The organism is Nocardia australiensis (genome assembly GCF_020733705.1).
GTDB lineage: Bacteria > Actinomycetota > Actinomycetes > Mycobacteriales > Mycobacteriaceae > Nocardia > Nocardia australiensis.
In genome coordinates, this window is sequence record NZ_JAJFZM010000001.1 from 2,195,077 (window position 1) to 2,219,112 (window position 24,036).

Consider the following 24,036-nt stretch of genomic DNA (forward strand, 5'->3'; position numbering starts at 1 on the left):
CGAACGGATATTCGGATGGCCAAGCGGATCGACGTCAAAGACCTGAACATCTATTACGGCAAATTCCATGCCGTCGCCGATGTCAAGCTATCGGTACTGCCGCACAGCGTGACCGCCTTCATCGGTCCGTCGGGTTGCGGCAAGTCCACGGTGCTGCGCTCGCTCAACCGCATGCATGAGGTGACCCCGAATGCCCGGGTCGAGGGCGCGGTGCTGCTCGACGGCGAGGACATCTACGGCTCGCAGGTCGACCCGGTGGGAGTGCGCCGCACCATCGGTATGGTGTTCCAACGTCCGAACCCGTTCCCCACCATGTCGATTCGCGACAATGTAGTGGCCGGGCTCAAACTGCAGGGCGTGCGCAACAAGCAGGAACTCGACGAGGTCGCCGAGCGCTCGCTGCGCGGCGCCAACCTGTGGAACGAGGTGAAGGACCGCCTCGACAAGCCAGGTGGCGGCCTCTCCGGCGGCCAGCAACAACGTCTGTGCATCGCCCGCGCCATCGCGGTATCGCCCGACGTGCTGCTGATGGACGAGCCATGTTCGGCGCTGGACCCGATCTCCACCCTGGCGATCGAGGACCTGATCACCGAGCTGAAGAAGGAATTCACCATCGTCATCGTCACCCACAACATGCAGCAGGCCGCGCGCGTGAGTGACCAGACCGGCTTCTTCAACCTGGAAGCCCAGGGCAAGCCGGGCAAGCTGATCGAGATCGACGACACCGAGAAGATCTTCTCCAACCCGGGGGAGAAGGCGACAGAAGACTACATCTCCGGTCGCTTCGGCTAGGTATTTCGGCTCGACAAAAAGGCCCGCCATCTGGCGGGCCTTTTGTGTGAATACCTTGCATACCAGCTGATTTCGTCAGTTCGCGGGAATTCGAGCCCAGAGCGCATCTCCCCGGCCGCGCGGGCATCAATGGGCCCGCGCGGCACCGGCCGGTTGAACCGCCGGGAGGCGCTCAGGCCTCGGTGTCGGGGTCCGGCGGCAGCACGCCGGTGACCAGGAAGATGACCCGGCGGCCGATCTCGACGGCGTGGTCGGCGAAGCGCTCGTAGTAGCGGCCGAGCAGCGTCGCATCCACGGCGGCGGCGACGCCGTACTTCCAGTCGCGATCCATCAGCAGCGTGAACAGGTGACGGTGTAGATCGTCCATCGCCTCGTCGTCTTCGTTGAGCTGTGCGGCGCGCTCCGGGTCGCGCGTCTCGAGCACCTCCTTGGCGCCGGCGCCCATGTTTACCGCGATCCGGCCCATCTCGGCGAAGTAGCCGTTGACGGATTCCGGCAGCGCGTGGTTGGGATGGCGCCGCCTGGTGACCTTGGCCACGTGCAGGGCCAGCGCACCCATTCGATTCACGTCGGCGACGATTTGGATGGCGCTGACGACCTGTCGCAGGTCGCCCGCGACCGGAGCCTGCAGCGCGAGCAGCGCGAATGCCCGCTCCTCGGCGTCCTGGATCATTTCCGCGATCCGATCGTCTTCGCTGATCACCGACTCGGCAAGGGCGAGGTCGGCTTGGAGCAGTGACTGGGTGGCCCGATCCATGGCCGAACCCGCCAGACCGGCCATCTCGCCCAGCAGGTGGGCAAGATCGGCCATTTGCTCGTTGTAGATGACACGCATAAAACCAGACACTAGTTCCCAGTGCTGACCAAGTCACAAACGGCGGATGAATGACCGGTGCTGTCGGTTAGCGGCAGCATTGCCGCAGTTGAGAGCGGCCTACTTGCAGCTCCTGTCGCTGGCGTTCACGTGCTCGAGATCCGAGGGCAGTGTGACCGGTGTCGCACTCGCGGACGCGCTGACCGGTACCCCGGTGATCGCATCGCCGACCGACGTCGGTGTGGTGATCGTGCCCCCGCGAAATCGGCACCGATCACCACCCCGATAATCTCGCCGAGATCGCTGGTCTGTTCCAAGAGCGGCAGTAGCGGGGACAATCGTGGCGAGCTACTGGCAGGTTTCATCGGCGGCGTTGACGTGTTCCAGGTCCGACGGCAATACGACAGGCGTCGTGCTTGTCGAGGTGCTGACCGGAACGTTGGTAATCGCATCGCCGACCGACGTCGGTGTGGTGATGGTCCCTGTGAAATCGGCGCCTATCACCACCTCGATAATGCCGCCGAGATCGCTCGCCTGTTCCAGGAGTGCGCCGGGTATCGCAGTGGCCACTGTTGCCGCCTCCGCCTCGTTACCTGACGCGTACCGGATTTTTGAGGTCGGTGTGGTGCCGCCCGAGTAGTTACCGGTCCCGTAGATCGGGAAGCCCTGGTTGCCCAGTTTGGTGGCGGCTTTGGCGCCGGCGCCGGAGACGTCCGAACCGTTGGACACCAGCAGCGACACCGTGTTCGGATCGACAGCGGTTAGCTTCGGTGGGGCGGGCGGAGCAGTTGTGCCCAATCCCGCAGCGGGCGCCGCCTTCTTCTCGCCGGGTAGCGGCTGGTCGTCGCGGATCGCGTTGAAGATCGCCTTGATGTCGGAGTCGCGCGGAATCTCGTTGCCGTAGGAGGTGGTGCCACCGGTCGGAATGGTGAGGAACGTCACGGCGCCCGCGTCGACCTTCTGCAGTGAACGACCCAGCGTCAGCAGGGCGTTGGTATCAACCCGGTCTACCCACGTGTGCTTGGTGAAGGCGTCGATGAAGCCACGCAGCTTGCCGGGGTCGAACAGCACTTTGCTCGACAGCGCACCGCGCAGCAATGAGGCGAGGAACCGCTGCTGCCGGTTTATCCGGTCGTAGTCGCTGCGCTCCTCGCCGACCACATGACGGGCACGTACGTAGTTGAGTGCCGTTTCGCCGCTGATGTGCTGCGTGCCCGTGGTCTCCAGCACGGTGCCGAGGATCTCATCGACGATCGGCTCGGTTGTGCAGACTTCTACGCCGCCGATCTGGTCGACCATCGCCTCGAACCCGGAGAAGTCGACGCTGATGAAATGGCCGATGTTCAGGCCGGTCATCTTCCTGATCACGTTCACGAGGCACTTCGGGCCGCCGAGGGCGTAGACGGCGTTGAGCTTGTCGCCCATGGCCGAAGGGAAGGTTTCGTCGGTGTATTGAACCTTGTCATTGTCCCAGCCGTTGCACTGCGGCCTGGTGACATCGAGGTCACGAGGAAACGACACAACCACGACTCGCGATCGGTTCTTGGGGATATTCACCAGCATGACTGTGTCTGCGCGGGAGCCCTCGGCGTCGTCTGTCGATCCGGCGCCTAGCTGCCCGTTGGCGCCCACCCGAGTGTCGGTTCCGACGATCAGGTAGTTTTCGTCGCCGAGTTGCGCGTCTGCGTCGACGACGTCATCCGGATGGTCGTCGAGCGCGGAAACCTGGGTGAAGTTGCTGGCAATCGAACGCTGATAGCTCCAGCCGCCGCCGGTGACGAGTAGCGCCACGACCGCGAATACCGCGAGGGTGCTGCGTCCTGCGAGGCGCAGCCGCCGGTCGCGGCGCTGCCTGGCAGCCGCGAGCCGGGACAGCGGAGGGTTGCCGACAGGCTTCGGTGTTGCCGATTCGGTCTTCTCGGACTTGGTGGTCGGCCAGCCCGACGTGCGCCGTTTGGTCTTGGTGGGCTCGGCGACCGGCGGGATGACGTCGGTGACGACCTCGGGCGGATCCTGGGCGCCGGGTGCCTTCGAGGACGCGCGCCGACCGTCCTTTACTGTGCCGCGCCGGCTCGGCTCGGCTCGGCTGGACACGGGCTGCCCGCCGGTGATGTCGTCGACGACAAGGGAGGAGCCGGTGGCGCGGTGCGAGGAACCGCTCGGGGCTGGGGCGCTCGCTGCCTCCGGGGCGTGGCGAGATGTGCTCGCCGGTGGGCGCGCGGCGGCCGTACCCGCGGCGTGTGCGGGGGCACTAGCTGGGGGCGGTGCCGGGTTCTCGGACCGGCGGGTTGCGCGTCCGTCGGCGCCACTGCGCGGTGGGGCCTCACCGCGCTGTTTCGATGCACTGCGGGATGTTGCCTCACCGCGTGTTGCCTCGCCGCGTTGGGCCGGGTCCCCGCGCGATGCCGATGGGCTGCGCTGGGCCGCTGGGCCGCGTTGCGCTGTTTCGCCGCGCTGTGTTGCGTCGCCCCGTTGGATGGCCCCACTGCGTGGTGATGATGCCGCGGCGCGCTGCGCGGGGTTGCCGCGCTGTGCTTCTGCACCGCGCGTTTCTTCACCGCGCCGCGTTTCTCCACTGTGTTGCGTCGCTGCGCCGCGTTCGCTGGGCGCGCCGCCCGGCGCCGGGATATTGCCCTCGCTCGGCGTTGCTGCCCGGCGCTTTCGGCCGCCTCGTTCGTTGTCGACCTTCTGGACGAGATCCTGCACCGTGAGCGGTGCTGAGCCGGTCTCCGGGGCGCCTTCGGTATGTCTCGATCGCCGGGACGACCGGGAGCCGTCTGGTTCAGAGTCATCCGCCGTGGGATAGCGCTCCCACGGGGCACGACCTCCGGGCCGGGGCACATGCCCGTGCCGATCGTCACCCACCAACGAACCTCGCTTTTCGTTTTCGACGCTTGGCTATCCGCCACAACTGCCGTTTCGACCGGCATGACCGATTCCGCCAATGATAACGATTTCGCCACGGCGGGCCAGCTGGGTACGAAATCGGCAATGCCACCTGCGTGTTTCGGGTGGTGGCGGATGGGAGGCGTCAGCCGCCGCTGTGCATCAGATCGGCGCCGTCGGGCACTGCGGGATCGTCGGGCCAGCCGTGTGGCAGTGCGACCTTGCCCGGCGAACCCTGGCGGCCCCTCGGCATCCCTCGGGAATGGAGCGGTCGGGTCGAGTTGCCCTATCAGGTCCTGCAATTCGGTGAGTCGCGACACAGTCGCGAAGGCGCGGCGCAGATCCGCGCCGACCGGGAAGCCCATCAGGTACCAGGCCATGTGCTTGCGTAGATCGCGCATTGCCTTGTCCTCGCCGAGATGCTCGGACAGCAGTGCCGCGTGGCGGTAGAGCACCTCACCGACGCGTCCCAAATTCGGTGCCTCGGGCAATGATTCGCCGCGCAGCGCCGCCTGCAATTCGCCGAACAGCCACGGCCTGCCGAGGCAGCCGCGCCCGACTACGACACCATCGCAACCGGTTTCGTCCATCATGCGGACGGCGTCGGCGGCGGAGAAGGTGTCACCGTTTCCGAGTACCGGGATGGTCCGCACGGCCTCCTTCAGCCGGGCGATGGCCGACCAGTCGGCCTGTCCCGAATACCGCTGTGCGGCCGTACGGGCATGCAGCGCAACGGCCTTCGCGCCTTCGGCCTCGGCGATGCGGCCCGCGTCGAGGTAGGTCAGGTGGTCGTCATCGATGCCGATGCGGAACTTCACCGTCACCGGCACACCCGCGGGTTCGGCGCCGCTGACCATGGCCCGCACGATCCGGCTGAACAACGCGCGCTTATATGGCAGCGCGGCCCTGCCACCGAGCCGGTGACCTTCGGTACCGGGCAGCCGGTGTCAACACAATGACAATAGATTGATCGTGCCGAACCCGCAGGTAGCACAGGTGTCGGTGGCAGTCTTCCAACCCCGATCTACATGTCATTAAGATGGTACATGTGTTAGGGTTGGTACATGTCTTTGAAGCGGACCAATGTCTACGCCGATCCTGTCGACCTGGCCATGATCAAGGAGGCTGCGGCCAAGCGTGGCGTGTCCGAAGCCGAGATCATCCGGCGCGGTATCCACCTTGCCGCGCTGAGTACGCGGGTCTGGGGTGCGGATATGGACTTTCCGACCTTCGATGATGTCGACGAGCCAGTGGGTGAGGTGACTCGGGCGGTCGTGGAGGGGACTCGGCGCCGGTGATCGTCATCGGTGATACCTCGGGGATCATCGAGGCATTCGCCAAGGGGACGGAGTCACAAGCCTGCCGCTCGGTTCTCAACGATGCGAGTCTCGTGGTCATCTCGCCACTGGTGTTGACTGAGGTCGACCACCTGGCGAAGGCCCGCTTCGGCTCGAACGCCCGAGATAGGATCCTGGCGTTCGTTTTCGATCAGATCGAGCGAATGCGATTCGCGCTCCCGGATGTCTCCGGTCAAATCGCAACGGCCCGCCGGGCGAAGGAATCCTATCCGGGCCTGGACCTCGACATGGCCGATGCGTTCAACGTATGTCTGGCGGCTGAGTACCACACCGAGACGGTACTAACCCTGGACCGTCGTGATTTCCGTGCCATTCGCCCGCTGACACCGGAACATGCGCACTTTCGGTTGCTGCCCGACGACCTGACATGACCCGGCCACCCGGACCGGGTGGGCTCGATTACCGGGTCCAGATGATTGTGGCGAACAGCCGTCGCTTTACGGAAGGCTGCTCCACCACCGAGTTTCGTTCCTCGTTTGCCGACACTGGACTATCGGCGCAATAGGGCGACGCTGCAAGCGACGATCCAGGACAGCCAGCCGGTCCAGCCGGCCAAGCCGATCACCGCGAGGGGTTCTCGTCAGCTTCCGGCGTGGTCTGGGGTTCTATCCGCCGGAGTGCATCACGTCGGCGGCCGACGGGATGGTGTCGTCCTCCGGGTCGTCGAGCCAGCCTTCGGGCAGTGCCACCTTCTTCTGTGGCGAGCCCTGCCGCCCGCGCGGGCCGGTGGCGGCGTCGACGGGGAACGGAACGTCCGGATCCAGTTGTCCCACAAGGTCTTCGATCTGGTGCAGACCGGTGACGGTGGCGAAGCGGCGGCGCAGTTCGCTGCCGACCGGGAAGCCCATCAGATACCAGGCCATGTGTTTGCGGATGTCGCGCATGGCCTTGTCCTCGCCGTCGTGTTCGACGAGCAGGCAGGCGTGGCGGATGAGGATCTCGCCGACGCGGCCGAGGGTCGGGCCGTCGGGGATCGGTTCGCCGCGCAGGGCCGCCGACAGTTCCGCGAACAGCCAGGGGCGGCCGAGGCAACCGCGGCCGATAACGACTCCGTCGCAACCGGTTTCGGCCTGCATGCGCAGTGCGTCGGCGGCGGTGAAGATATCGCCGTTGCCCAGGACGGGGATCGTGGTGACGGCTTCCTTGAGCCGGGCGATGGCCGACCAGTCGGCGGCACCGGAGTAGAGCTGGGAGGCGGTGCGCGCGTGCAGGGCGACTGCAGCCGCGCCCTCGGCCTCGGCGATGCGTCCGGTGTCGAGGTAGGTGTGGTGGGTGTCGTCGATGCCGATGCGGAACTTGAAGGTCACCGGGACCTCCCCGGCCGCCGCGACCATCTCCCGGACGATATTGGCGAACAGCCGCCGCTTGTAGGGCAGCGCCGACCCGCCGCCCAGCCGCGTTACCTTGGGAACTGGGCAGCCGAGATTGAGGTCGATGTGATCGGCCCAGCCCTCACCGACGATGATCCGGACCGCCTCGCCGAGGGTGGCCGGGTCCACGCCGTAGAGCTGCATGGAGCGCGGGTGCTCGTCGGCGTCGAAGGACATCATGTGCAGGGTCTTCTCGTTGCGTTCAACGACGGCCCGCGCGGTGATCATCTCGCAGATGTAGAGGGAGGTGGGGCTGCCGAATTCTCGACACAGGGTGCGGAATGCGACGTTGGTGATGCCGGCCATCGGGGCGAGCACGACGGGCGGGTCGATCGGGTACGGGCCGACCTGCAGGTCGTGTCTGATCTCGGTGGATGTAGGCACAGGCCCAGTGTCGCATTGGATGGTTTGCGGCCTGGATCACCCTGTCGTCGATGGCTCCGGTGGGTGCCTCTCGAAAATGGTCAGCCACAATCGATCAGTTCTGCATTCTTGGCCGCTATGATCGTGATCGGTTGCGTCTGCAACGCCTTCGACCGGCAAAGTTGGCAATCGTCGTCTCGATCAACTGATCAGAGGTAGTTCCCGGATTGTTTGTTCGATCCGGTCTGCCAGTCGATTGCCATCGTGATCCGAGACGATGTCTCGGTTGTAGACGATGTCCAAGTTCAGCTGGCCTTCGGCGCAGGTCGCGAAGATCACGGGGTGGGACCGGGCTGGTCACGATGAATCGGATGTTCTCGAAGATGACGGCTCTCGACGTGTTGTCTTGCTTGCGCCACGTGAGCTGTTGTGTACCTTTGGGATTGAGTTGTCGTGGCGAGTTTTGCCAGGACCGAAGGGGTGCCGTGGTTGAGGATGTTGCCGACTTGTTGGTTCGGACACGCGAATTGCTGGATTCCGCGCTTTCAAGGATCGATTCGACCGGAAGCGCCGCCGAGGAGACAGTAGATATCGCGCGGGTGATACCCCGGGACGACTGGGGCGAGACATTGCAACAGCGCCTGCGTGGGGTGCAGGTCGAGGTGACGATCGCGATCTCCGATCCCATCCAGGCTCGGCGGGAGTATCTCGACGCGGATGCCCTGCTCCGAGATTTCATCGCCGCTGGCAAGCGGGTACGGATCCTCGTATCCTCGCAGTACGCCGACGATCACGATCTGGAGGAATTGCTGCCGGATCATTCGTTCAGCGATCGAATCCGTGTCACGTATACCAAGTTCCACAACACGATGGTTATCGACGGCCGTCTGGGGGTGGTGTGGACACACGTGAACGGGCAACCGCAGGCGTATTTCGCCACCGAATTTGCCCTGCTGGGTGCCATCCACCAATTTGTCACCCAAACCTGGGCGACCGCACTCCCGCTGCAAGATCATGTCGCTTTGCGCCACCGTGGATTCGGCGAAATGGAAATAGCGGTCCTGCGATTCTTGAACGCCGGCGTCACCGACGAAGTGGCGGCACGCCGACTTTCGGTCTCCACCCGTACCTATCGCCGTTATCTCGCCGACGTCATGATCCGGTTGAACGCCGCGACCCGTTTCCAGCTCGGTGCCCGCGCAGCCGAACTGGGACTGTTGAAGGAGGATGTTCGCGCGGACGCCTGACAAGGGGTTGTGAGCTACTGGCCAGGCATCCGCGCGAACCCTCGTCACCGCGGAGAGCGCTTCAGTTCGGCGTTATCCGCGGCGTGCTTCTTGGCGGCGGGGTAGTTGGCCTTGCCGCTAGGCTGGCGCATCATCTGCTCAACGATCCAATAGCCGCGCGGCGCTTTGTATCCGGCAACCTTAGTGCGCACATGCCCGTCGAGAGCGGCGAGGTCGAGTTCGAAATCACCGCTTGGCTGCACCAGCGCTGCGACCGAATTCCCGAAGCGCTCGTCCTTGATACCGATCACCAACGCATCGAACACATCCGGGTGCGACTTGAGGGCGCCCTCGACCTCCTCGGGGAAGACCTTCTCGCCGCCGGTATTGATGCATTCCGATCCGCGCCCGAGCAAGGTGACGGTGCCGTCCTCCTCGTAGCGCGCGTAGTCGCCGGGGACGACATACCGGGTTCCGTCCACCTCGACGAAGATGGTCTTGGTCTTCTCCGGATCCTTGTAGTAGCCCAGCGGCACGTGCCCGCTGCGCGCCATCCGCCCGACCGCGCCGGGCTTGGGCTCCACCAGTTTTCCGTCGTCGTCGATGAGCGCGGCCTGCGCGCTATATTTCACCCGCGGCCCTTGGGAATGATCGGAATCCTTGCTGACCACGGCGAGTCCGGTGCTGCCGCTCTCCGAGGATCCGATCACATCGGTGATGAACAGGTTCGGGAACAGCTCGAGGTACTGCTGCTTGAGCGCCTGCGAGAACAAGGCGGCGTGGCTGCTGAACGCCCACAGCGACGACACGTCGTAGTTCTTCGCACGGTAGGCGTCGAGCAGCGGCTTGGCCATGGCGTCACCGACCACGGTGAGCACGTTGACCTGCTCCCGCTCCACCGTCCGCCACACCTCATCGGCATCGAACCGCGGCACGAACACGACGGTGCCGCCGGAGTTCAGCGCGATGAACGCCGCCCACTGCGCAGCCCCGTGGATCAGCGGTGAAAGCGGCGCCATCACAATGCCATTGGGCGCGGACTTGGCATTGTTGGCCAGTTCCCATTCATCGGCGACGTATTCGCCGGTGACATGGTTGATGCCGCCACCGAGCGTGCGCCACACGTCCTCATGGGTCCACATGACGCCCTTGGGGAACCCGGTCGTGCCGCCGGTGTAGAGGATGTAGAGGTCATCGGATCGGCGTTCGTCGAAGTCACGGGCGGTGGACTGCCCGGCGCGCGCCTGGTCATAGGAGATGCCGTCGTAGCGCGTGTAATCCCCGTCGGTGCCGTCGTCGATGACGATGAGGCCGGTCAGCTGCGGGGTGGTCGGCGCGACATCGGCGACGACATCGGCGTACGCGCGCTCGTGGACCAGGGCTTTCAGGTCGGCGTTGTCCACGATGTAGCGGACTTCCTCGGCCACATACCGATAGTTGACACACACCGAGACCGCGCGCAGCTTGTAGGTCGCGATCATTGTTTCGAGGGCCTCGATGGAGTTGCGCGAATACACCCCGACGTGATCGCCCTTGCCGATTCCTCGCGACGCCAGGTGGTGTGCCAGCTGGTTCGCGCGCTCGTCGAGTTCTCGGTAGGTCACCCGGCGATCGCCGCAGATTACGGCGATGCGATCGGGCACCGCGTCCACCGCGTGTTCGAAGAGGTCTGCAACATTGAAAGCCATGCGACCAAGCTAGGACCGGCCACAGTGCGGGACAACGGAAGTCCTGGCCGACAATTGGCAAAAAGATGACAGCGCGTATCGGCCAGGTCGCCGCCGTCTCAGCGCGGAGTGAGCACCGCGTCCTCGTGCTCGCTCGCGAACCGCTTGGCCCACGCGTAGTTCGCCTTTCCCGTCGCCTGCCGCTGCATGTCGGCCACCAGCCAATAGCCCCGCGGCGCCTTGTATCCGGCGATCCGATCGCGCGCGTGCGCGTCGAGGGCGGTGATATCGACCTCGGCGCCCGCCCGCGCCTGCACGATCGCGCCGACCCGCTGCCCGTATCGCTCGTCGGGCAACCCGATCACCAAGGCGTCGTAGACATCCGGATGCGATTTGAGCGCACCCTCGACCTCCTCCGGAAACACCTTCTCCCCACCGGTATTGATGCACTCGGACCCACGCCCGAGCAACGTCACCGTGCCGTCCGGCTCGTAGCGCGCGTAGTCACCAGCGAGCACGTAGCGGATGCCGTCGATCTCGTGGAAGATACCGGCGCTCTTGACGGGGTCGTTGTAGTACCCGAGTGGAATGTGCCCGGTCCGCGCCACCCGGCCGACGACACCGGGCGCGGGCGACAGCCGCCCGCCGTCCTCGTCGATGAGGATCGCCTGTGCGCTGAAGTTGACCCGCGGCCCCTGTGAATGATCGGAATCGCTGGTAACCCTGCCGAATCCGGTGAACCCGCTCTCCGAGGATCCGATGGCGTCGGTGATGAGCAGATCCGGGAACGTCGCCAGGAAATCCTGTTTCACTGACTGCGAGAACAGGGCCGCGTGACTGTTCAGAATGCGCAGCGAGGACACGTCGTAGTCGCCATCGCGGTAGGCGTCCAACAGCGGCCGTCCCATGGCATCGCCGGTGATGGCCATGGCCGCGATTCGATACTGCTGCACGAGATTCCAGATCAGGCCAGGGTCGAAGGCCGGCACCAGCACGACGGTATTGCCAACGAACAATGCTCCGAGCACGGCCCACTGCGCGGCGCCGTGGATCAGCGGGGAGATGGTGAGCCGCACGACCCCGGTGCCGACAACCGCCCGCCCCGATTGTTCCCATTCGTCGGCCGTGTATTTGCCTGTGGCGAAGTCGATTCCGCCGCCGAACACGCGCCAGACATCCTCGTGCCGCCACATCACGCCCTTGGGGAATCCGGTGGTGCCGCCGGTGTAGACGATGTAGATGTCGTCAGGACTGCGTGGCGTGAAGTCCCGCCCGGCCGTTTGCTCTGCCAACGCTCGATCGTAGTCGACTCCGCTGTAGGCGATCTCGCTGCCGTCCTCGATCACCACCGTATGGCGCAGCCCGGGGGCAGCCTTCCGCGCGGCCGCCACCTTGTGGCTGTACTCCCGTTCGTGCACTAGCGCAACCAGATCCGCGTTGTCGAACAGGTACCGCAATTCCTCGACGACATAGCGATAGTTGACCGCGACCGACACCGCCCGCAGCTTGTAGGTGGCCAGCATCGTCACGACGGTCTCGATGCGGTTGCGCGCGTACACGCCGACGTGGTCACCGGGACCGATCCCATTGGCCGCCAGATGCTTTGCCAGTCGGTTGGCTTGCTCATCCAGCTCCCGGTAGGTGAGCTGCCGATCCCCACAGATGAGAGCGGTTCGCTTCGGTACCGCGTCCACGGCGTGTTCGAACAGGTCAGCGACGTTCAATGCCATGGCCGCAAGGTAGACCGGCAGTCGGGGGAGAACAACGGGTTGTCAGCAACCGGACTCGCTCGCCATCGAACTTGGCAAATTCTGACCGATTCCTGGGTAAGCGCATCCGGTTCACCGTGGACACCCGAGTCCTCGACGATCCCGAGCATCTGCTGACGGTCTTCCCGCTCGACTTTGTGTACCGCATTGTCTCCTCGGGCATCGACAGGCGAGTTGCCTTGCGGCAGGCCGAATTTCCGTTTCCGCGACTATGGAATGCGCGCGATTACGATCCCGTTTTCGCGGCGCCGCAGGTCTCGACGCCGAAACCGCCGCCTTTGTCTTCGACAGCGACCGACTGAGCGCGCCACTCGCGGACCGAGGAATCATTGATCGCCTGGAATCGCAATGCCCTGCCGACGTGCTCTGGCGCCGCGATTACGGATCCCCGCTCTCGGAGCCTTCATAATTTCGCTGGTGCCGCCGTGGACCTGCTGAATGCGGGAATCGGTAAAGATCCGCGCGATGGGATATTCGGCCATGTCGCCGTAGCCGCCGAATAGCTGCGGACAGCAGTCGGTGAGGATGTTCTGCTGCTTCGTTTCGACGGCGATGATCGACAGTCCGCCCGCGCCGCCTGGTGCTCATTTGCCTGGCGGATAACGAGCACCAGGTCGGGCAGGAAGCCATTGGAGATGAAGGTCTTCGCTCCGTTGATGACGTTCGTCGCCTTCGGTCTTCGCGGTAGTGCGAATCGCCCGTAGGTCCGGGCCGGTGCTGGGCTCGGTCATCGCGACGGCGGTGACGATCTGCCGGAGGTCATCTTCGGCAGTCAGGTCGTGTGCTGCTTGTCGGTGCCGTATTCGGCGATGTAGTGCGCGTTGATCGTGCTGTGCATTAGGTTGCCGAGGCTGGGCGCCAGGGCGCGCACCTGCTCGATGGTGATGACCGCCTCATGCCGGAAATTGCCGCCGTCACCACCGAATTCCTCCGGACGCTCGGGCATAGCAGGCCCAATTCGCCTGCCTTCAGCTAAATTTCGCGATCGATGTGTTGTTGCTGGCCCCACCGTTCCTCGTGTGGCGTGCACTCTGAAGTAGCGCGATCGTGGCCGAGTCGGACAATAAACGCGCCGCCGCCCGGAAATCCGGGCGGCGGCGCGTTTGTTCGGTATTGGTGCGATCAGCTCACAGCCGACGCGGTCAGCTCACGCTTCTTCGCTTCGCGGGCCAGCATGCGGTCGCGCTGCTCCTCGAATTTGACCACGTCACCGGCCAGCTTCTCGAGGAAGACGGCGAGGCGGTCGCGGACGGCCTCACCGCGCGGGGTGAAGTCGGTTCGCTCGAAGATGTTCCACTTCTTGAGGACCGGCTGTACCACCTCTTCGAGGTGCTGGCGCAGGTCGTAGATGCCGTGCTTGGCCATCAGTACGCCGTTGCGGCGGAAGTTGGGCATGCCCGCACCGGGCATCTGGAAGTTCTCCAGGATTAGCGTGATCGCCTCGATGGACTGGTCCGGCGTCAGATCGAGCGCCGCACCGCACATGTTGCGGTAGAAGATCATGTGCAGGTTCTCGTCGGCGGCGACGCGCTGCAGCATGCGGTCGGCGATCGGGTCATCGCACACCCGGCCGGTGTTGCGGTGGCTGACCCGGGTGGCCAGCTCCTGGAATGTCACGTAGGCGACCGAGTGCAGGAAGCCGGCGTCGGCCTCGGTGGGGGAGGCGAATCCGTTGGTCATATGGATCATGCGCGCCTCTTCGAGGGCGACCGGGTCGACACCGCGGGTGACCACCAGGTAGTCGCGCATGACGATGCCGTGCCGGTTCTCCTCGGCGGTCCAGCGACCGACCCAGGTGCCCCAAGCGCCGTCTTGGGAGAAGTTCTCGGCGATCTCACGGTGATACGAGGGCAGGTTGTCTTCGGTGAGCAGATTCGTGATCATGGCCGCCTTGGCGACCTCGCCGAGTCGGGACTGCTCGGGGTCCCAATCCACGCCGCCGAGCGCCGCGAAGTTGCGACCCTCGTCCCACGGGACATAGTCGTGCGGATGCCATTCCTTCGCGAGGGAGAGGTGCCGGTTGACGTTTTCTTCGGCAACCGGCTCCAACTCCGTGAGCAGCTCGAGTTGAGTCAGATCCCTTGCCATGCATATGCCCTTCATGTGTACGTACGCTCTTGCAGGTCGTTCCCCACCGTAGGACCGTGCCGATGCGGCCATACCTTACGGCACCGTAAGTGTGATGCGAAGCGCATCAGTTCAACAAGCGGTGTCCGGCGATTCAAGTCATGCGCCATCATGGCGTTCGGCGGCCAACCCCGAGTGTCTGACTTCGGCCTGTTGTGTTGAGTCTCCTGCGGCGTTGGGTCTATCGCTGTCGCGAGAGGGTTGTTAGCCCGAGGTGCTCGAGGGCACATGATGTCCGCTTCCGCACTGCCCTCGGCCCGCGTTGTCCGTCTGTGGGGCGAAAACATGATCGGGCGCCCGGTGCTCACCGGACGCCCGACGCAGTGCCCCCAGTAGGGCTCGAACCTACGACCTGCGGATTAAAAGTCCGTAGCTCTACCAACTGAGCTATAGGGGCGCGGTGGGCCAGTGTAATGGTCCGGCCGCGCATTCGGTAACCGGGGGATGGGGTGGGTTTGACGTATCCCGGCTGTGGGCGATGGGGTCGGTGTTCGAGTGGGGTGGCGGCATCGCCGTGGGGGGCCGAGATTCAGCGTGGCGCCGGGTAACAAAGGATGCGAGTGCAGCGATGCTGCCGGTAAACATCTGGTACCCAGCTTTGTTCATTTCAACGTCCCATGGATATCATCGAAACATGTTGCCTACCAAAGTTTTTGGATTTACGGTTGGCGCGGAGCTGGAGCTCGGGGGAGCGCGTCGTCGATCTGGACGGGTGTCGCGCGCCGAATGGTCACGTGTCCCACCTACCGGTCGGCTCGGATGAACATGGCTGCGGCGCTGTCGAATTCTGCACTCGGGCAGGCGATCCCGGTCGATTGCGAGAGGTTTGCCGTAACAGATAAGTGGGCCGATCCGCTGTTGGACTCTTCGGTTTGCCGCGTGTTGTATCGCGGTTACGGGTACCGTGGCGACTTGGTGAAGACCGAAAGAATCGCCGCCTTGTCGGGGGTTCCGGAATTCGGCTTATCGTTGTTGTATGCGAACGTGTCGCGGGCGGTACGACCGATCGTGACTTCCTGCGAGTCGACGCCGGGGGAGGCAGATCCGAGACGAACAAATACCCGGGTGCGCACCCCCTGCGGCGCACCCGGGCACGAAAATTGTACCAGCCGGTGTATTTCAGGTTTTTCGCAAGTTTTCGTACTGGAAGTTTGAAACTGGGGCGAAAACCCGGTTGAAGTATTAATAAAACTTATAACTTCGCGCCACGGGCTGCTCCTTTGGGCAGTGATTGGCGGCGAGTAGCTTCGGAGGCATTTCGAGCATGGCACGGCAGCAGGAGCGGGCCCGCCGGACACGTGCGGCGATAATCAGGTCCGCCGCCGTTGAGTTCGGGAAGAGCGGCTATGCCGCTGCATCACTCAACCGCATTTTGGAAGGTTCGCGTGCCACCAAGGGCGCCATGTACTTTCATTTCGACTCCAAAGAAGATCTGGCCCGCGCCGTCCTGGAGACGGCGGTCGAACGTTACCGTGCCTCGGTCGAACGTTGGCTCACCAGAACCGATCTCGGCGCGCTGGACGTTCTGCATGGGATGACCGACGAGATCGCGTTGCGGTTGGAGCACGACATCATCGTGCAGGCCGAATACCGGTTGATCATCGAACCCGATTTCTATCGGGACGTACAAACCGGTGGTGGGCGAATCCTCGGCCGGGGCATTCGGGTACTCGCCGTCCGCGCCATCGAGCAGGGGCAGTTGCGTGCCGAGGCCGACCCCGATCGGTTCACTCGAACGCTGGCCGCCGCGCTCGCCGGTCAGCGGTACATGGTGGATCTGTTCGGCAGCAGGGTCGATCTGCGTGCCAGATTCCAGGAGGCGCTCGAGGTCATGATCGAATCCGTGGCCACCCCAGAGTGGGGTGAGAAGTTCCGTAAGGACGGCTGGCAGATCCGAGCTCGCCTCGAAGAGCTTGGTTTAGGGCTTTGACCAGCCGGTTTGGGAAACTCCACTGGTCTGTCATAAGCTAACCGAGCTCCCAACGGACACCCGTTGAAAGCCGGTCTGGAGGAATCCAGGACGAGCCCCCTTCGTCTAGCGGCCTAGGACGCCGCCCTTTCAAGGCGGTAGCGCGGGTTCGAATCCCGTAGGGGGTACGGTCTTCGGACCGTTGGTAGCAACGCAAGGCCCTGTGGCGCAGTTGGTTAGCGCGCCGCCCTGTCACGGCGGAGGTCGCGGGTTCGAGTCCCGTCAGGGTCGCAAGATAAGTGCCGGAGCAATCCGGCACTTCGCGTATGGCATGCAGTACAGATGCCTGCGGCCAGGTAGCTCAGTTGGTACGAGCGTCCGCCTGAAAAGCGGAAGGTCGCCGGTTCGATCCCGGCCCTGGCCACCAACTCCCCTCGACATATTGCATGGTCGGGGGGGATTTTTTATGCCCATACCCCGGGGTATGTGTTCACGACCGGCCGCTGTAGATCGCCGATTCCCGTCCGATATTGCACGTGGGGCTTCAGCCCGGCTTGCGGACTACCGCTGAGGCGACGATTCTCGCAGTCCCTCGAGCCGGACAACAGTCGGGTAACCGCAGGCGCTCTTGATTGTGCATGGCGGAATTCGGCTACAACCGCGCGAAGTAACGTGCGTACGCGAAGTCGACCACAGACAGGCCGCCCTTCGTAAAACGCTGGGCTTCAACAGATCTGGTCGGTGCGCTGTCGTGGGGTGTGTGTACCTCCAGCCGAGGGGCGGTGGGCATGGTCCAGGCATCGCGCCCAGGAAGGAGGTGATGGTTATTCGTCGGGGTGGGCTGTCCTACAGGATCTTCACCCCGTGCCATGTTGCCCCCGTCATCATGGTCTCGCCGAGTCGAGGGTTTGTGCCGGACAGGTTGGCCAGCTCCTGCGGTGACGGGCAGTCGTTCGCTGGGCCGTTAAATCTGTCTCGCATGCTGTCGAGAAGGGCTTTGTCATAGCTGGACGCGCTGTCGTAGATCGCGTTGATGCGATCCCCGATCGAGGGGGAATAGTCCACGGCGTCCATCAAGTGCGCCGGTGTGGGGGAGAGCGATTCCTCACGGAGAGAAGCTCTGGGGTTCAGGCGGTAATCCGCTTGCGCCCAGGCGTATCCGCCCCGTTTAGTGGCCCGCAGCTCCATGCGGTGAACGTTGTTGCGGCGGTATATGTTCTCGAGTCCACTGGTCACTGACTTGCCGTAACCTTTGCCGGTTGCCGTTTCTACCAGCGCCATGTAGCTGTTGTTGACGACGATTCTGCCGTGGGAGTCGGTATAGATCTTGCGTTCGATTCGACCGATACGGCTGCCATTTTCGTCGTGTACCGCCGCCGAGAATTTGAAGCCTGCGCGCTGCCGCGCCCGCCTCCCGCCCCGGTATACCGGGGCGTAGGACGCTTCGAGCAGTTTCAGTTGGCACTTGCCGTAGTCGCCGTCGGCCAGCATTCGAGTCAGGTGTAAACGCAACTGAGCATCATCCCGGTCCTTGGTCCGAAGCACCCCACGTATGGTCGGTCTCGCCGAATGGCTGCTGGAGCGTGGGGAATTCTGCTCGAGGTGCGGTCGTGGAGGCGAGCCGTCATCGCGTGCGGCTCTGGCGAAAGCGTCAGCGCCGGCTCGGCTGGTTGCCTCGAGGCGTGCCGGATTGTTTTCGATCCTGCGAGCGGTGGGATGAACTACCGAGTCGACCTGGTGTCGCATGGCCGATCCGAATAGGCGGCCGAGGTGTGCGGTCATCTCGCGGAACATTCCAGCGGGACCGCTCATCCGAAGTCGCCTGCCGCCGCCACTCGGCCCACACTATGGCGGCCGGTGCGCGACGACGACACATCTTCCCACCGCTGGCGAGCGATGTCCCCGATGCGGGAGCGGAGATATCTGATGCCGCAAACCCGGAACCGGGAACGGGATCGGTGGGATGCTGGGGCCATGGCTGAGCGCTGGTACTACTGCCTGAAGCACAAGAGGGCCGAACAAGGGCTTCAGTGCTGGTTCCGGGATCGGATGGGGCCGTACCCGGACCGGGCGATGGCGGAGCGTGCTCTGGAGATCGTGCGTGCGCGCAATGATCGCGAGGATTCGCGCGATCGAAACTGGCGAGAGGGCGATTGAAGTGACCGGCGCACGTCGTTGTGACACGTCGCGCGCCGCGTCATCGCCCTCAGACCATCGAGGGGTCGCGCAGGAGTTCGAGTACCGCATTGCCGATCAGATTGACAGTGGTCTCGTGTCCGGCCGCGAGTAAGAGGAACAGCATGGAAATGAGTTCCTGCTGGTCGAGCCGGTCGCCGTCGTCCTTCGCGATGATGAGCTCCGAGAGCAGGTCCTCGCGAGGGTTGTCGGTGCGAGCCGAGATCAGCTCCGTCAGGTAGGTGAAGAAGCTGACACCGGCGCTGGTGCGCTCCTCGATGGAAGCCGAATTGTTGACGACGTTTGCGGTCCAGGTACGAAATGCGTCCTTATCGTCATCCGGCACGCCGAGCAACTCACAGATCACCGCGATCGGCAAGGGGAACGCATAGCTGTCCAAGATGTCGGCGGTTTCCGGGGTGCTCACGTCGTCGAGCAAGGTGTCGGCGATCGCAGTGATACGCGGACCGAGATCCTGGACCGCGCGGCTGGCGAACGCCTTCGCGACGAGGCGACGCAGCCGGGTGTGCTGCGGCGGATCGGCGAACAGCATGTTGTCGTTGATGGCTCCGTTGAACATATCCGCCGCGCCGTTCTTGGCCAGGACTGCCTGCCCCTCGGGTGAGCCATGGATATCGATGGCGAAATATCCCTGCGCCGCAAGCATTTCCGGGCGATTGTTGCACAGGTGGCTGATGGGATTGCTGAGGTTCGGCGAAAGTTCGCGGACCATGGAGTGGCGTGCGGGGAGTGCGCTCAGGCACTCTTGCGCCCGATCAAGTACGGTTCTTTGAAATCAGACGAATGCTCGGGGTCCTGTCGTGGGCTCGGGGCTACAGGTGAGCAGGGAGGGCGACCCTTGAGGGTTACCGTTGTTGTGCCGACCTACAACGAGCGGGAAAATCTGCCGGTTGCGGTGGAGCGGCTGACTGCGCTGCCAGTGCCCGACCTGCACGTGCTCGTGGTGGATGACAATTCGCCGGACGGTACCGGTGAGGTCGCCGACAAGTTGTCGGCGGAGCTACCGAACGTTGTCGGTGTGCTGCATCGCACCGAGAAGGACGGATTGGGCCGGGCTTACATCGCCGGGATCACGCTCGCGCTGGACGAGGGCGCCGACGTGGTGATCCAGATGGACGCCGACCTGTCGCATCCGACCGAGGTGATTCCGGCGATGCTGGAGAAGCTGACCACTACCGATGCCGGCGTGGTGCTCGGCTCGCGCTACGTGCCCGGCGGGTCGACCGCCGCGGAGTGGAAGTGGTACCGCAAGGCGCTCTCGGCGTGGGCCAATTTCTATGTGAACCTGATTCTGCGGCTCGGCGTGAAGGACGCGACCGCGGGATTCAAGGCGTGGAAGGCCGATACGTTGCGCGCGATCGACGTCGCGTCGATCCGCAGCAATGGCTATTCGTTCCAGGTCGAGATGAACTACCGGACGGTCAAGCAGGGCATTGCGATCGCCGAGGTACCGATCCGGTTCGAGGAGCGCACGATCGGCGCCTCCAAGATGAGCCTCAAGGTGCAGCTGGAGTCGGCGCTGATGCCATGGAAGCTGCTGTTCGGTCGCTCTGTGTAGCGAACGACATTTGTCGTCGTGTGGTGCTCGCGTCGTCAGCTCGCGTCCGGTTCCGGCCAGTTCAAGAGAGTCTCCAGATAGAGCCGCCGAACCGACTCGACCTCATCATCCATATCGTCGGGCGACCAGCCGCTCACATCGATGGGTTCCAGAATGGCGACGTCGACGGTTCCTTTGCGCGCGATCATCGAATCACGCCAAGCGATTTCACCCGCGTTGCGGATCACCACCGGTATCACCGGCACGCCTGCCTGTAACGCGATATGGAATGCGCCTTTCTTGAACGGTAGTGGGCCTGGTGTATAGGAGCGGTGACCTTCGGGGGCGATGGCGATCGACAGACCACCACGCAGCGTTTCCACCACCGGCGCCAGCGCGGCCTTCGCACGCTCGGTATTCGAGCGGTCGATGAACGTCACACCGACGAATCGCATCAGCGGGCCGAAGATCGGATTGCGGGTCAGCTCCTTTTTGCCGATGCCGGTTACGCCACCCTCCAGAACCCTCGGCACGATGATGACGTCGAATTGGCTTTGATGATTGAAAAGGAAGACGGCCGGGCGGGGTGCGCGAGCATGCGCCGCGCCGGACAACCGGATTCGCACTCCGATGACACGCAGGGTGGCCCGCGTCGCATACGCCATCAGCCCGTCGGCCATTTCGCGACGCTGCCTGGTGTAGGACTTGGCCACGACACCGAGGGTGGCACCGCCGAGGAGCGCGGCGAATCCGGCGTAGGTCCGCACGTAATCGCCGAGCCCGGGTGCCTGCCTCGCCCGGAAGGAGACGGTCGGCCAATCCTGTTCGGCGGCGAACATGCCGAGCCGTCGATCGGGGTTCACCGGGATCGGATTACCGACGAGCGACAGCAGCGGTACGTCGGCGACGGTATTGGTGTAGGCGTAACTGCGGCCGAGATCGATACCGTTGGTGGCGGCGAAACCGCGCACGGCGTCGGCTTTGCCATTGCGCCACAGCGTTTTTCCCTCGACATATCCAGTCAGGGTGCCCTCGCTGGTCGCCATCGACGTGCACAGCACGTGCTCGATGCCGAGCGCGGCAGCCGCGGGCGCGACCTGGAATCGGGTCAGCGAACTGGCCAGGATGACGGTATGCCCGGCGGCCTCATGGGTCCGGATGAGCTGCCACGCTTCGGGATACAGATGTCCATAGATGGCGCGGCGGAATAGCTGTGCGCCGAGTTCGTCCAGGTCGGCCTCGTTCCGGCCGGCCAGCGCTCGAGTGGTCAGTTGTAGGAAGCGCTCGAACTGGCCGTCGGTGAGTCCATTGCGAATGCCCCCGAGCAGGGTGGCCGACGCGGTCCGCGCCGCGCCTGGCCGAAAGACTCGCTTGCGCAACGAGGGGTGGGTGAAACCGTCGACAATGGTGCCACCGAAGTCGAATACCGCGGCGATCTCGGCGCCCTGCGGTCCCGATCGAATTGCGGCGAGTACGGATTCGAGATCCGAGTCGATGGCCGCGCGTCGCGGCTGCCGCGCCGTCGCGGTGGGCGCGGTGTCATCCGGTTGGGCCATCACGGCTCCCGCACCAGCCGGTTGGACGGATCCAACGACGCGGCCTGCGAGATGCGGGTTCCGATGGTGCGCAGCCGGTCGGCGAATTCGATTCTGCACTCGGACAATTCGGCCCTGAGCTCGGCGGAGTCCGGTCCGACGGGTGCGAGCAACCCGTGATTGTCCGCGAGTTTCAATGCGCTGGTGAACAGTTCGATGGATACCGATTCGGGGCTGTGCAGCCGCTGTTGCAGCATCATCTGTTTGCCGACCGCGACGCATTCCGCGATGAACTGTTTTCGATCGATTTCTTCGACGGGATCCCTGGCGGCCAGCCGTTCGGCCACCACCAGCTGCGCGTCGAAGAACGAACGCAGGGTGCGGTGCGCCATCATGAATCCGGACGCGGTGAGTTTGGCCAGGACGTCCTCGCCGAAGGTGTCGGCCCGCGTGTGGCTGTGCCAATCCGGGTCGACCAGCAGCATTTCCGCGGTCAGCTGGGCCGCGAACTCCACCCGTTTGGGGAAGAAGAAGTCGAACTTCAATAGATCGCGAAGGCGGAAAGCCTCGTCCCACCCGGCTTTGAGCTGATCCGGCGCGGGGGCGTCGAGGGCGGACAGAATGGACAGTTCGAGAATCGCCCTGTTGATGAACCAGTGTACGGCGCTATTGCGATAGAACGCGGCCTCCAGGTGTGCGCCTGCCTCGATCGAGTAAACCGGTTCCAGCCCACCGCGATAGACGGTGACCACCTTGGCCAGCGACAGTTGTTCCAGGACCACCGCGAGACTCTGATCATCGCGTAGTGCGTCGAGTTCGCCGTGCGGCAGATCGCGCTTCTCGATATAGCTCAATACCGGGGCGAGCACGGAACGAACCTCGCCGAGGGTGAGGGCGCGCTCGTGCACGCCGAGCAGCGCGAGGGTGGCCAATGCGTTGACCGTGACCGGGGTGACCGCATTGATGCCGACCGCGACCTCGAAGGCGAGCCGCTGTACCGCTAAGCGCTCCTGCTCGCCGACCGCGTCCGCGCCGGCGTCGCCAGGCTCGGGCTCGGTGGGCTCGGTGCGATGCAGCGGTATCGACAGCGGCGGTGCGATGAGCGGATCACCATGTGCGGCGAGTCGATCGCGCGCCGAAAGCGGTTCACCGAAGCGAACATAGACGCGCCCGGCCGAATGCTGCTGGCTACGAACATAACGTGCCAGCCAGGCCAGACCCTCGGGCTTCTTCTTCCCGTCCACCTGTTCGGTGGCGATGGCGCCCAACTCGTTGAGCCGCTCGTAGGTGATCGACACCGGAATCAGCATGACGTCGTCGATGCGATTCGAACGGACCGCGGCGGCAAGGTAATTCAACAGCCCGTAGCGCGGCGGTCGCAATTTGCCGGTGCGGGTGCGGCCGCCCTCGAAATACCACTCCAGGTTGAAGCGTTTGGCGAGCAGGTAGGCGAAGTACTCCTCGACCACCGCCTTGTACACCTCGTCGTCGCCGAAGCTGCGCCGGATGAAGACGGTGCCGGTGCGCCGAGCGATCGGGCCCATCGGCCAGAAGCTGAGATTGGCACCGCCGATCACGTGGTTCGGCGGAAAGTCATTGCGGGCCAATACATCGCCGAGTACGAAAGCGTCGACGTAGGAGCGGTGCGAGGGCAGGAAGACTAGCGGATAGCGACGGTTGAGCGCCCGCAACGCGGTCAACCCGGACTCCTCGGTGTCCACCTTCCAGGTGGAGGCGTGTACCGGCCGCATCGCCTGGGTGAACAGGTCGGAGACCAGTCGGCTCTGCGCGGCCACGAGTTCACGCAACGCCTTCTCCGCGCGCCGGTACACCTCATGCTGGTTGGCGCCGATCTGGTCGGCGATGAGGTCGAGGCGCAGCAGGAAAGCGGGTGAGTCGAGGATCTCCTCGGCCACCAGCCTCGGCACCTTGTACCGATCGCCGATTACGTTGCGCTCGGCGCGCTCGAGGGCGACCACCGCGGCGCGCACGATGGCGCGGGCGAACGGCTCCGCGGTGCCCGTGGTCAATAGCGCTGCGGCCTCCGGGTTGTTGGCCCGTAGCTCGCTGAGTAGGGCAGGCGCCCCGGTCAGTACCACGTGCCGGTCCGGGGATTTGCCGATGAGCCTGCGCTGGGCCAGCGCGTGCGGCTTGCGAGGATTACTCAGCAAGGCAAGGTCGGCGAAGGTGACTCGGCGGACTCCGTCCCGTTCGGGCGGCAGCCACAACACCCGCACCGGGAGGACGAGCGGATCGTCATGACGCCCGACCAGCCGGGTGGCGATGGCATCGGAGTCGAGGTCGAGCTGCGTGACGGGTACGTCGATACCGAGTTCGCCGACCAGGCCACCATCGGTCAGCCAGGCGCCGATGAGCCCGCGCTCCACTCTCGATCCGGCGTCGACAAGGGCAACCACCGACCTCGGTGTCGTTGCTCGCTGAGCCGGCGCGGGTGAGTCCCCGCGGTGATCGATCATGTCTGAATCC

The 24,036-nt window shown here is 64.3% G+C and carries 20 protein-coding genes, 4 tRNA genes and 1 pseudogene; 11 read left to right on the forward strand and 14 right to left on the reverse strand.

Translation table 11 applies throughout. The features are described 5' to 3' along the window. Positions 1-15 precede the first annotated feature (15 nt). Positions 16-792: a phosphate ABC transporter ATP-binding protein PstB gene (gene pstB, locus LKE06_RS10015; RefSeq protein WP_227998320.1), complete on the forward strand. Its 777-nt coding sequence runs from the start codon at positions 16-18 to the stop codon at positions 790-792. 172 nt (positions 793-964) lie between these two features. Here the strand turns inward: pstB and phoU are convergent, their stop codons facing one another. The 3 genes and pseudogenes from phoU to LKE06_RS10030 all read right to left on the reverse strand — a co-directional run. Beyond that, positions 965-1,627 (reverse strand): phosphate signaling complex protein PhoU, encoded by a 663-nt coding sequence (phoU, locus tag LKE06_RS10020; RefSeq protein WP_227998321.1) that lies wholly within the window; start codon positions 1,625-1,627, stop codon positions 965-967. A gap of 327 nt (positions 1,628-1,954) precedes the next feature. Beyond that, on the reverse strand, positions 1,955-3,700 hold the full coding sequence (locus tag LKE06_RS10025) for an LCP family protein (RefSeq protein ID WP_227998322.1): 1,746 nt from the start codon (positions 3,698-3,700) through the stop codon (positions 1,955-1,957). A gap of 937 nt (positions 3,701-4,637) precedes the next feature. After that, positions 4,638-5,435, reverse strand: a pseudogene (locus LKE06_RS10030) (tRNA-dihydrouridine synthase); the annotation flags it as partial. Between the two features lie 121 nt (positions 5,436-5,556). Here LKE06_RS10030 and LKE06_RS10035 point away from each other — a divergent pair. Together LKE06_RS10035 and LKE06_RS10040 are read left to right on the forward strand one after the other, a co-directional pair. After that, positions 5,557-5,790, forward strand: coding sequence for a ribbon-helix-helix domain-containing protein (locus LKE06_RS10035; RefSeq protein ID WP_227998323.1), 234 nt, complete (start codon positions 5,557-5,559; stop codon positions 5,788-5,790). Beyond that, on the forward strand, positions 5,787-6,221 hold the full coding sequence (locus LKE06_RS10040; RefSeq protein WP_227998324.1) for a PIN domain-containing protein: 435 nt from the start codon (positions 5,787-5,789) through the stop codon (positions 6,219-6,221). Before LKE06_RS10035 ends, LKE06_RS10040 begins: the two co-directional genes overlap by 4 nt. Before the next feature lie 234 nt (positions 6,222-6,455). Here LKE06_RS10040 and dusB read toward each other — a convergent pair whose 3' ends face one another. Further along, on the reverse strand, positions 6,456-7,574 hold the full coding sequence (gene dusB, locus LKE06_RS10045) for a tRNA dihydrouridine synthase DusB (RefSeq protein WP_227999383.1): 1,119 nt from the start codon (positions 7,572-7,574) through the stop codon (positions 6,456-6,458). 494 nt (positions 7,575-8,068) lie between these two features. Here dusB and LKE06_RS10050 point away from each other — a divergent pair, with 494 nt between their 5' ends. Then, positions 8,069-8,830 (forward strand): helix-turn-helix transcriptional regulator, encoded by a 762-nt coding sequence (locus tag LKE06_RS10050; protein ID WP_227998325.1) that lies wholly within the window; start codon positions 8,069-8,071, stop codon positions 8,828-8,830. Positions 8,831-8,874: 44 nt separating this feature from the next. Here LKE06_RS10050 and LKE06_RS10055 read toward each other — a convergent pair whose 3' ends face one another. Together LKE06_RS10055 and LKE06_RS10060 are read right to left on the reverse strand one after the other, a co-directional pair. Next, positions 8,875-10,497, reverse strand: a complete 1,623-nt coding sequence (locus tag LKE06_RS10055; protein ID WP_227998326.1) for an acyl-CoA synthetase — start codon at positions 10,495-10,497, stop codon at positions 8,875-8,877. A gap of 98 nt (positions 10,498-10,595) precedes the next feature. Continuing rightward, entirely contained in the window at positions 10,596-12,206 is a 1,611-nt protein-coding gene (locus LKE06_RS10060) for an acyl-CoA synthetase (RefSeq protein ID WP_227998327.1), read from the reverse strand. A 71-nt stretch (positions 12,207-12,277) separates the two neighbouring features. Between LKE06_RS10060 and LKE06_RS10065 the strand changes: the two genes are divergently transcribed. Then, positions 12,278-12,547: a hypothetical protein gene (locus LKE06_RS10065; protein WP_227998328.1), complete on the forward strand. Its 270-nt coding sequence runs from the start codon at positions 12,278-12,280 to the stop codon at positions 12,545-12,547. A 24-nt stretch (positions 12,548-12,571) separates the two neighbouring features. Here the strand turns inward: LKE06_RS10065 and LKE06_RS33105 are convergent, their stop codons facing one another. From LKE06_RS33105 to LKE06_RS10085, 4 genes are all read right to left on the reverse strand, one after another. Then, complete coding sequence (locus LKE06_RS33105) at positions 12,572-12,727, reverse strand: hypothetical protein (protein WP_372477317.1); 156 nt, start codon at positions 12,725-12,727, stop codon at positions 12,572-12,574. A 290-nt stretch (positions 12,728-13,017) separates the two neighbouring features. Then, positions 13,018-13,191, reverse strand: coding sequence for an acyl-CoA dehydrogenase family protein (locus tag LKE06_RS10075; RefSeq protein ID WP_227998329.1), 174 nt, complete (start codon positions 13,189-13,191; stop codon positions 13,018-13,020). Positions 13,192-13,367: 176 nt separating this feature from the next. Further along, on the reverse strand, positions 13,368-14,333 hold the full coding sequence (locus LKE06_RS10080; RefSeq protein WP_227998330.1) for an acyl-ACP desaturase: 966 nt from the start codon (positions 14,331-14,333) through the stop codon (positions 13,368-13,370). Positions 14,334-14,696: 363 nt separating this feature from the next. Continuing rightward, positions 14,697-14,769: transfer RNA gene (locus LKE06_RS10085), tRNA-Lys, on the reverse strand. Between the two features lie 867 nt (positions 14,770-15,636). Between LKE06_RS10085 and LKE06_RS10090 the strand changes: the two genes are divergently transcribed. From LKE06_RS10090 to LKE06_RS10105, 4 genes are all read left to right on the forward strand, one after another. Continuing rightward, positions 15,637-16,302, forward strand: a complete 666-nt coding sequence (locus LKE06_RS10090) for a TetR family transcriptional regulator (protein ID WP_227998331.1) — start codon at positions 15,637-15,639, stop codon at positions 16,300-16,302. 94 nt (positions 16,303-16,396) lie between these two features. Next, positions 16,397-16,469: transfer RNA gene (locus LKE06_RS10095), tRNA-Glu, on the forward strand. 29 nt (positions 16,470-16,498) lie between these two features. Next, positions 16,499-16,572, forward strand: a tRNA-Asp gene (locus LKE06_RS10100). Positions 16,573-16,631: 59 nt separating this feature from the next. Continuing rightward, a tRNA-Phe gene (locus tag LKE06_RS10105) sits at positions 16,632-16,708 on the forward strand. A gap of 419 nt (positions 16,709-17,127) precedes the next feature. Here LKE06_RS10105 and LKE06_RS10110 read toward each other — a convergent pair. Next, positions 17,128-17,826: a hypothetical protein gene (locus LKE06_RS10110; RefSeq protein ID WP_227998332.1), complete on the reverse strand. Its 699-nt coding sequence runs from the start codon at positions 17,824-17,826 to the stop codon at positions 17,128-17,130. Positions 17,827-18,255: 429 nt separating this feature from the next. Here LKE06_RS10110 and LKE06_RS10115 point away from each other — a divergent pair, with 429 nt between their 5' ends. Beyond that, positions 18,256-18,438 carry a hypothetical protein gene (locus tag LKE06_RS10115; protein WP_227998333.1) on the forward strand — a complete coding sequence of 61 codons (183 nt, stop codon included), beginning with the start codon at positions 18,256-18,258 and terminating at the stop codon, positions 18,436-18,438. 49 nt (positions 18,439-18,487) lie between these two features. On the opposite strand, the gene LKE06_RS10120 is transcribed toward LKE06_RS10115, so the two are convergent. After that, positions 18,488-19,123, reverse strand: coding sequence for a cytochrome P450 (locus LKE06_RS10120; RefSeq protein ID WP_227998334.1), 636 nt, complete (start codon positions 19,121-19,123; stop codon positions 18,488-18,490). A 192-nt stretch (positions 19,124-19,315) separates the two neighbouring features. Here LKE06_RS10120 and LKE06_RS10125 point away from each other — a divergent pair, with 192 nt between their 5' ends. Next, positions 19,316-20,035: a polyprenol monophosphomannose synthase gene (locus LKE06_RS10125; protein WP_255648506.1), complete on the forward strand. Its 720-nt coding sequence runs from the start codon at positions 19,316-19,318 to the stop codon at positions 20,033-20,035. A 35-nt stretch (positions 20,036-20,070) separates the two neighbouring features. On the opposite strand, the gene LKE06_RS10130 is transcribed toward LKE06_RS10125, so the two are convergent. Together LKE06_RS10130 and LKE06_RS10135 are read right to left on the reverse strand one after the other, a co-directional pair. Next, positions 20,071-21,570 carry an HAD-IB family hydrolase gene (locus LKE06_RS10130; protein ID WP_227998335.1) on the reverse strand — a complete coding sequence of 500 codons (1,500 nt, stop codon included), beginning with the start codon at positions 21,568-21,570 and terminating at the stop codon, positions 20,071-20,073. Then, positions 21,570-24,026: a glycerol-3-phosphate 1-O-acyltransferase gene (locus LKE06_RS10135; protein WP_227998336.1), complete on the reverse strand. Its 2,457-nt coding sequence runs from the start codon at positions 24,024-24,026 to the stop codon at positions 21,570-21,572. Before LKE06_RS10135 ends, LKE06_RS10130 begins: the two co-directional genes overlap by 1 nt. Positions 24,027-24,036 lie beyond the last annotated feature (10 nt).

Coding starts and splice junctions, on each gene's coding strand:
- LKE06_RS33105 (WP_372477317.1), bottom strand. CDS start 12,727: ATGGCCGAATATCCCATCGCGCGGATCTTTACCGATTCCCGCATTCAG.
- LKE06_RS10060 (WP_227998327.1), bottom strand. CDS start 12,206: ATGGCATTGAACGTCGCTGACCTGTTCGAACACGCCGTGGACGCGGTA.
- LKE06_RS10035 (WP_227998323.1), top strand. CDS start 5,557: ATGTCTTTGAAGCGGACCAATGTCTACGCCGATCCTGTCGACCTGGCC.
- phoU (WP_227998321.1), bottom strand. CDS start 1,627: ATGCGTGTCATCTACAACGAGCAAATGGCCGATCTTGCCCACCTGCTG.
- pstB (WP_227998320.1), top strand. CDS start 16: ATGGCCAAGCGGATCGACGTCAAAGACCTGAACATCTATTACGGCAAA.
- LKE06_RS10135 (WP_227998336.1), bottom strand. CDS start 24,026: ATGATCGATCACCGCGGGGACTCACCCGCGCCGGCTCAGCGAGCAACG.
- LKE06_RS10080 (WP_227998330.1), bottom strand. CDS start 14,333: ATGGCAAGGGATCTGACTCAACTCGAGCTGCTCACGGAGTTGGAGCCG.
- LKE06_RS10090 (WP_227998331.1), top strand. CDS start 15,637: ATGGCACGGCAGCAGGAGCGGGCCCGCCGGACACGTGCGGCGATAATC.
- LKE06_RS10130 (WP_227998335.1), bottom strand. CDS start 21,570: ATGGCCCAACCGGATGACACCGCGCCCACCGCGACGGCGCGGCAGCCG.
- LKE06_RS10120 (WP_227998334.1), bottom strand. CDS start 19,123: ATGCTTGCGGCGCAGGGATATTTCGCCATCGATATCCATGGCTCACCC.
- LKE06_RS10075 (WP_227998329.1), bottom strand. CDS start 13,191: ATGCCCGAGCGTCCGGAGGAATTCGGTGGTGACGGCGGCAATTTCCGG.
- LKE06_RS10055 (WP_227998326.1), bottom strand. CDS start 10,497: ATGGCTTTCAATGTTGCAGACCTCTTCGAACACGCGGTGGACGCGGTG.
- LKE06_RS10115 (WP_227998333.1), top strand. CDS start 18,256: ATGGCTGAGCGCTGGTACTACTGCCTGAAGCACAAGAGGGCCGAACAA.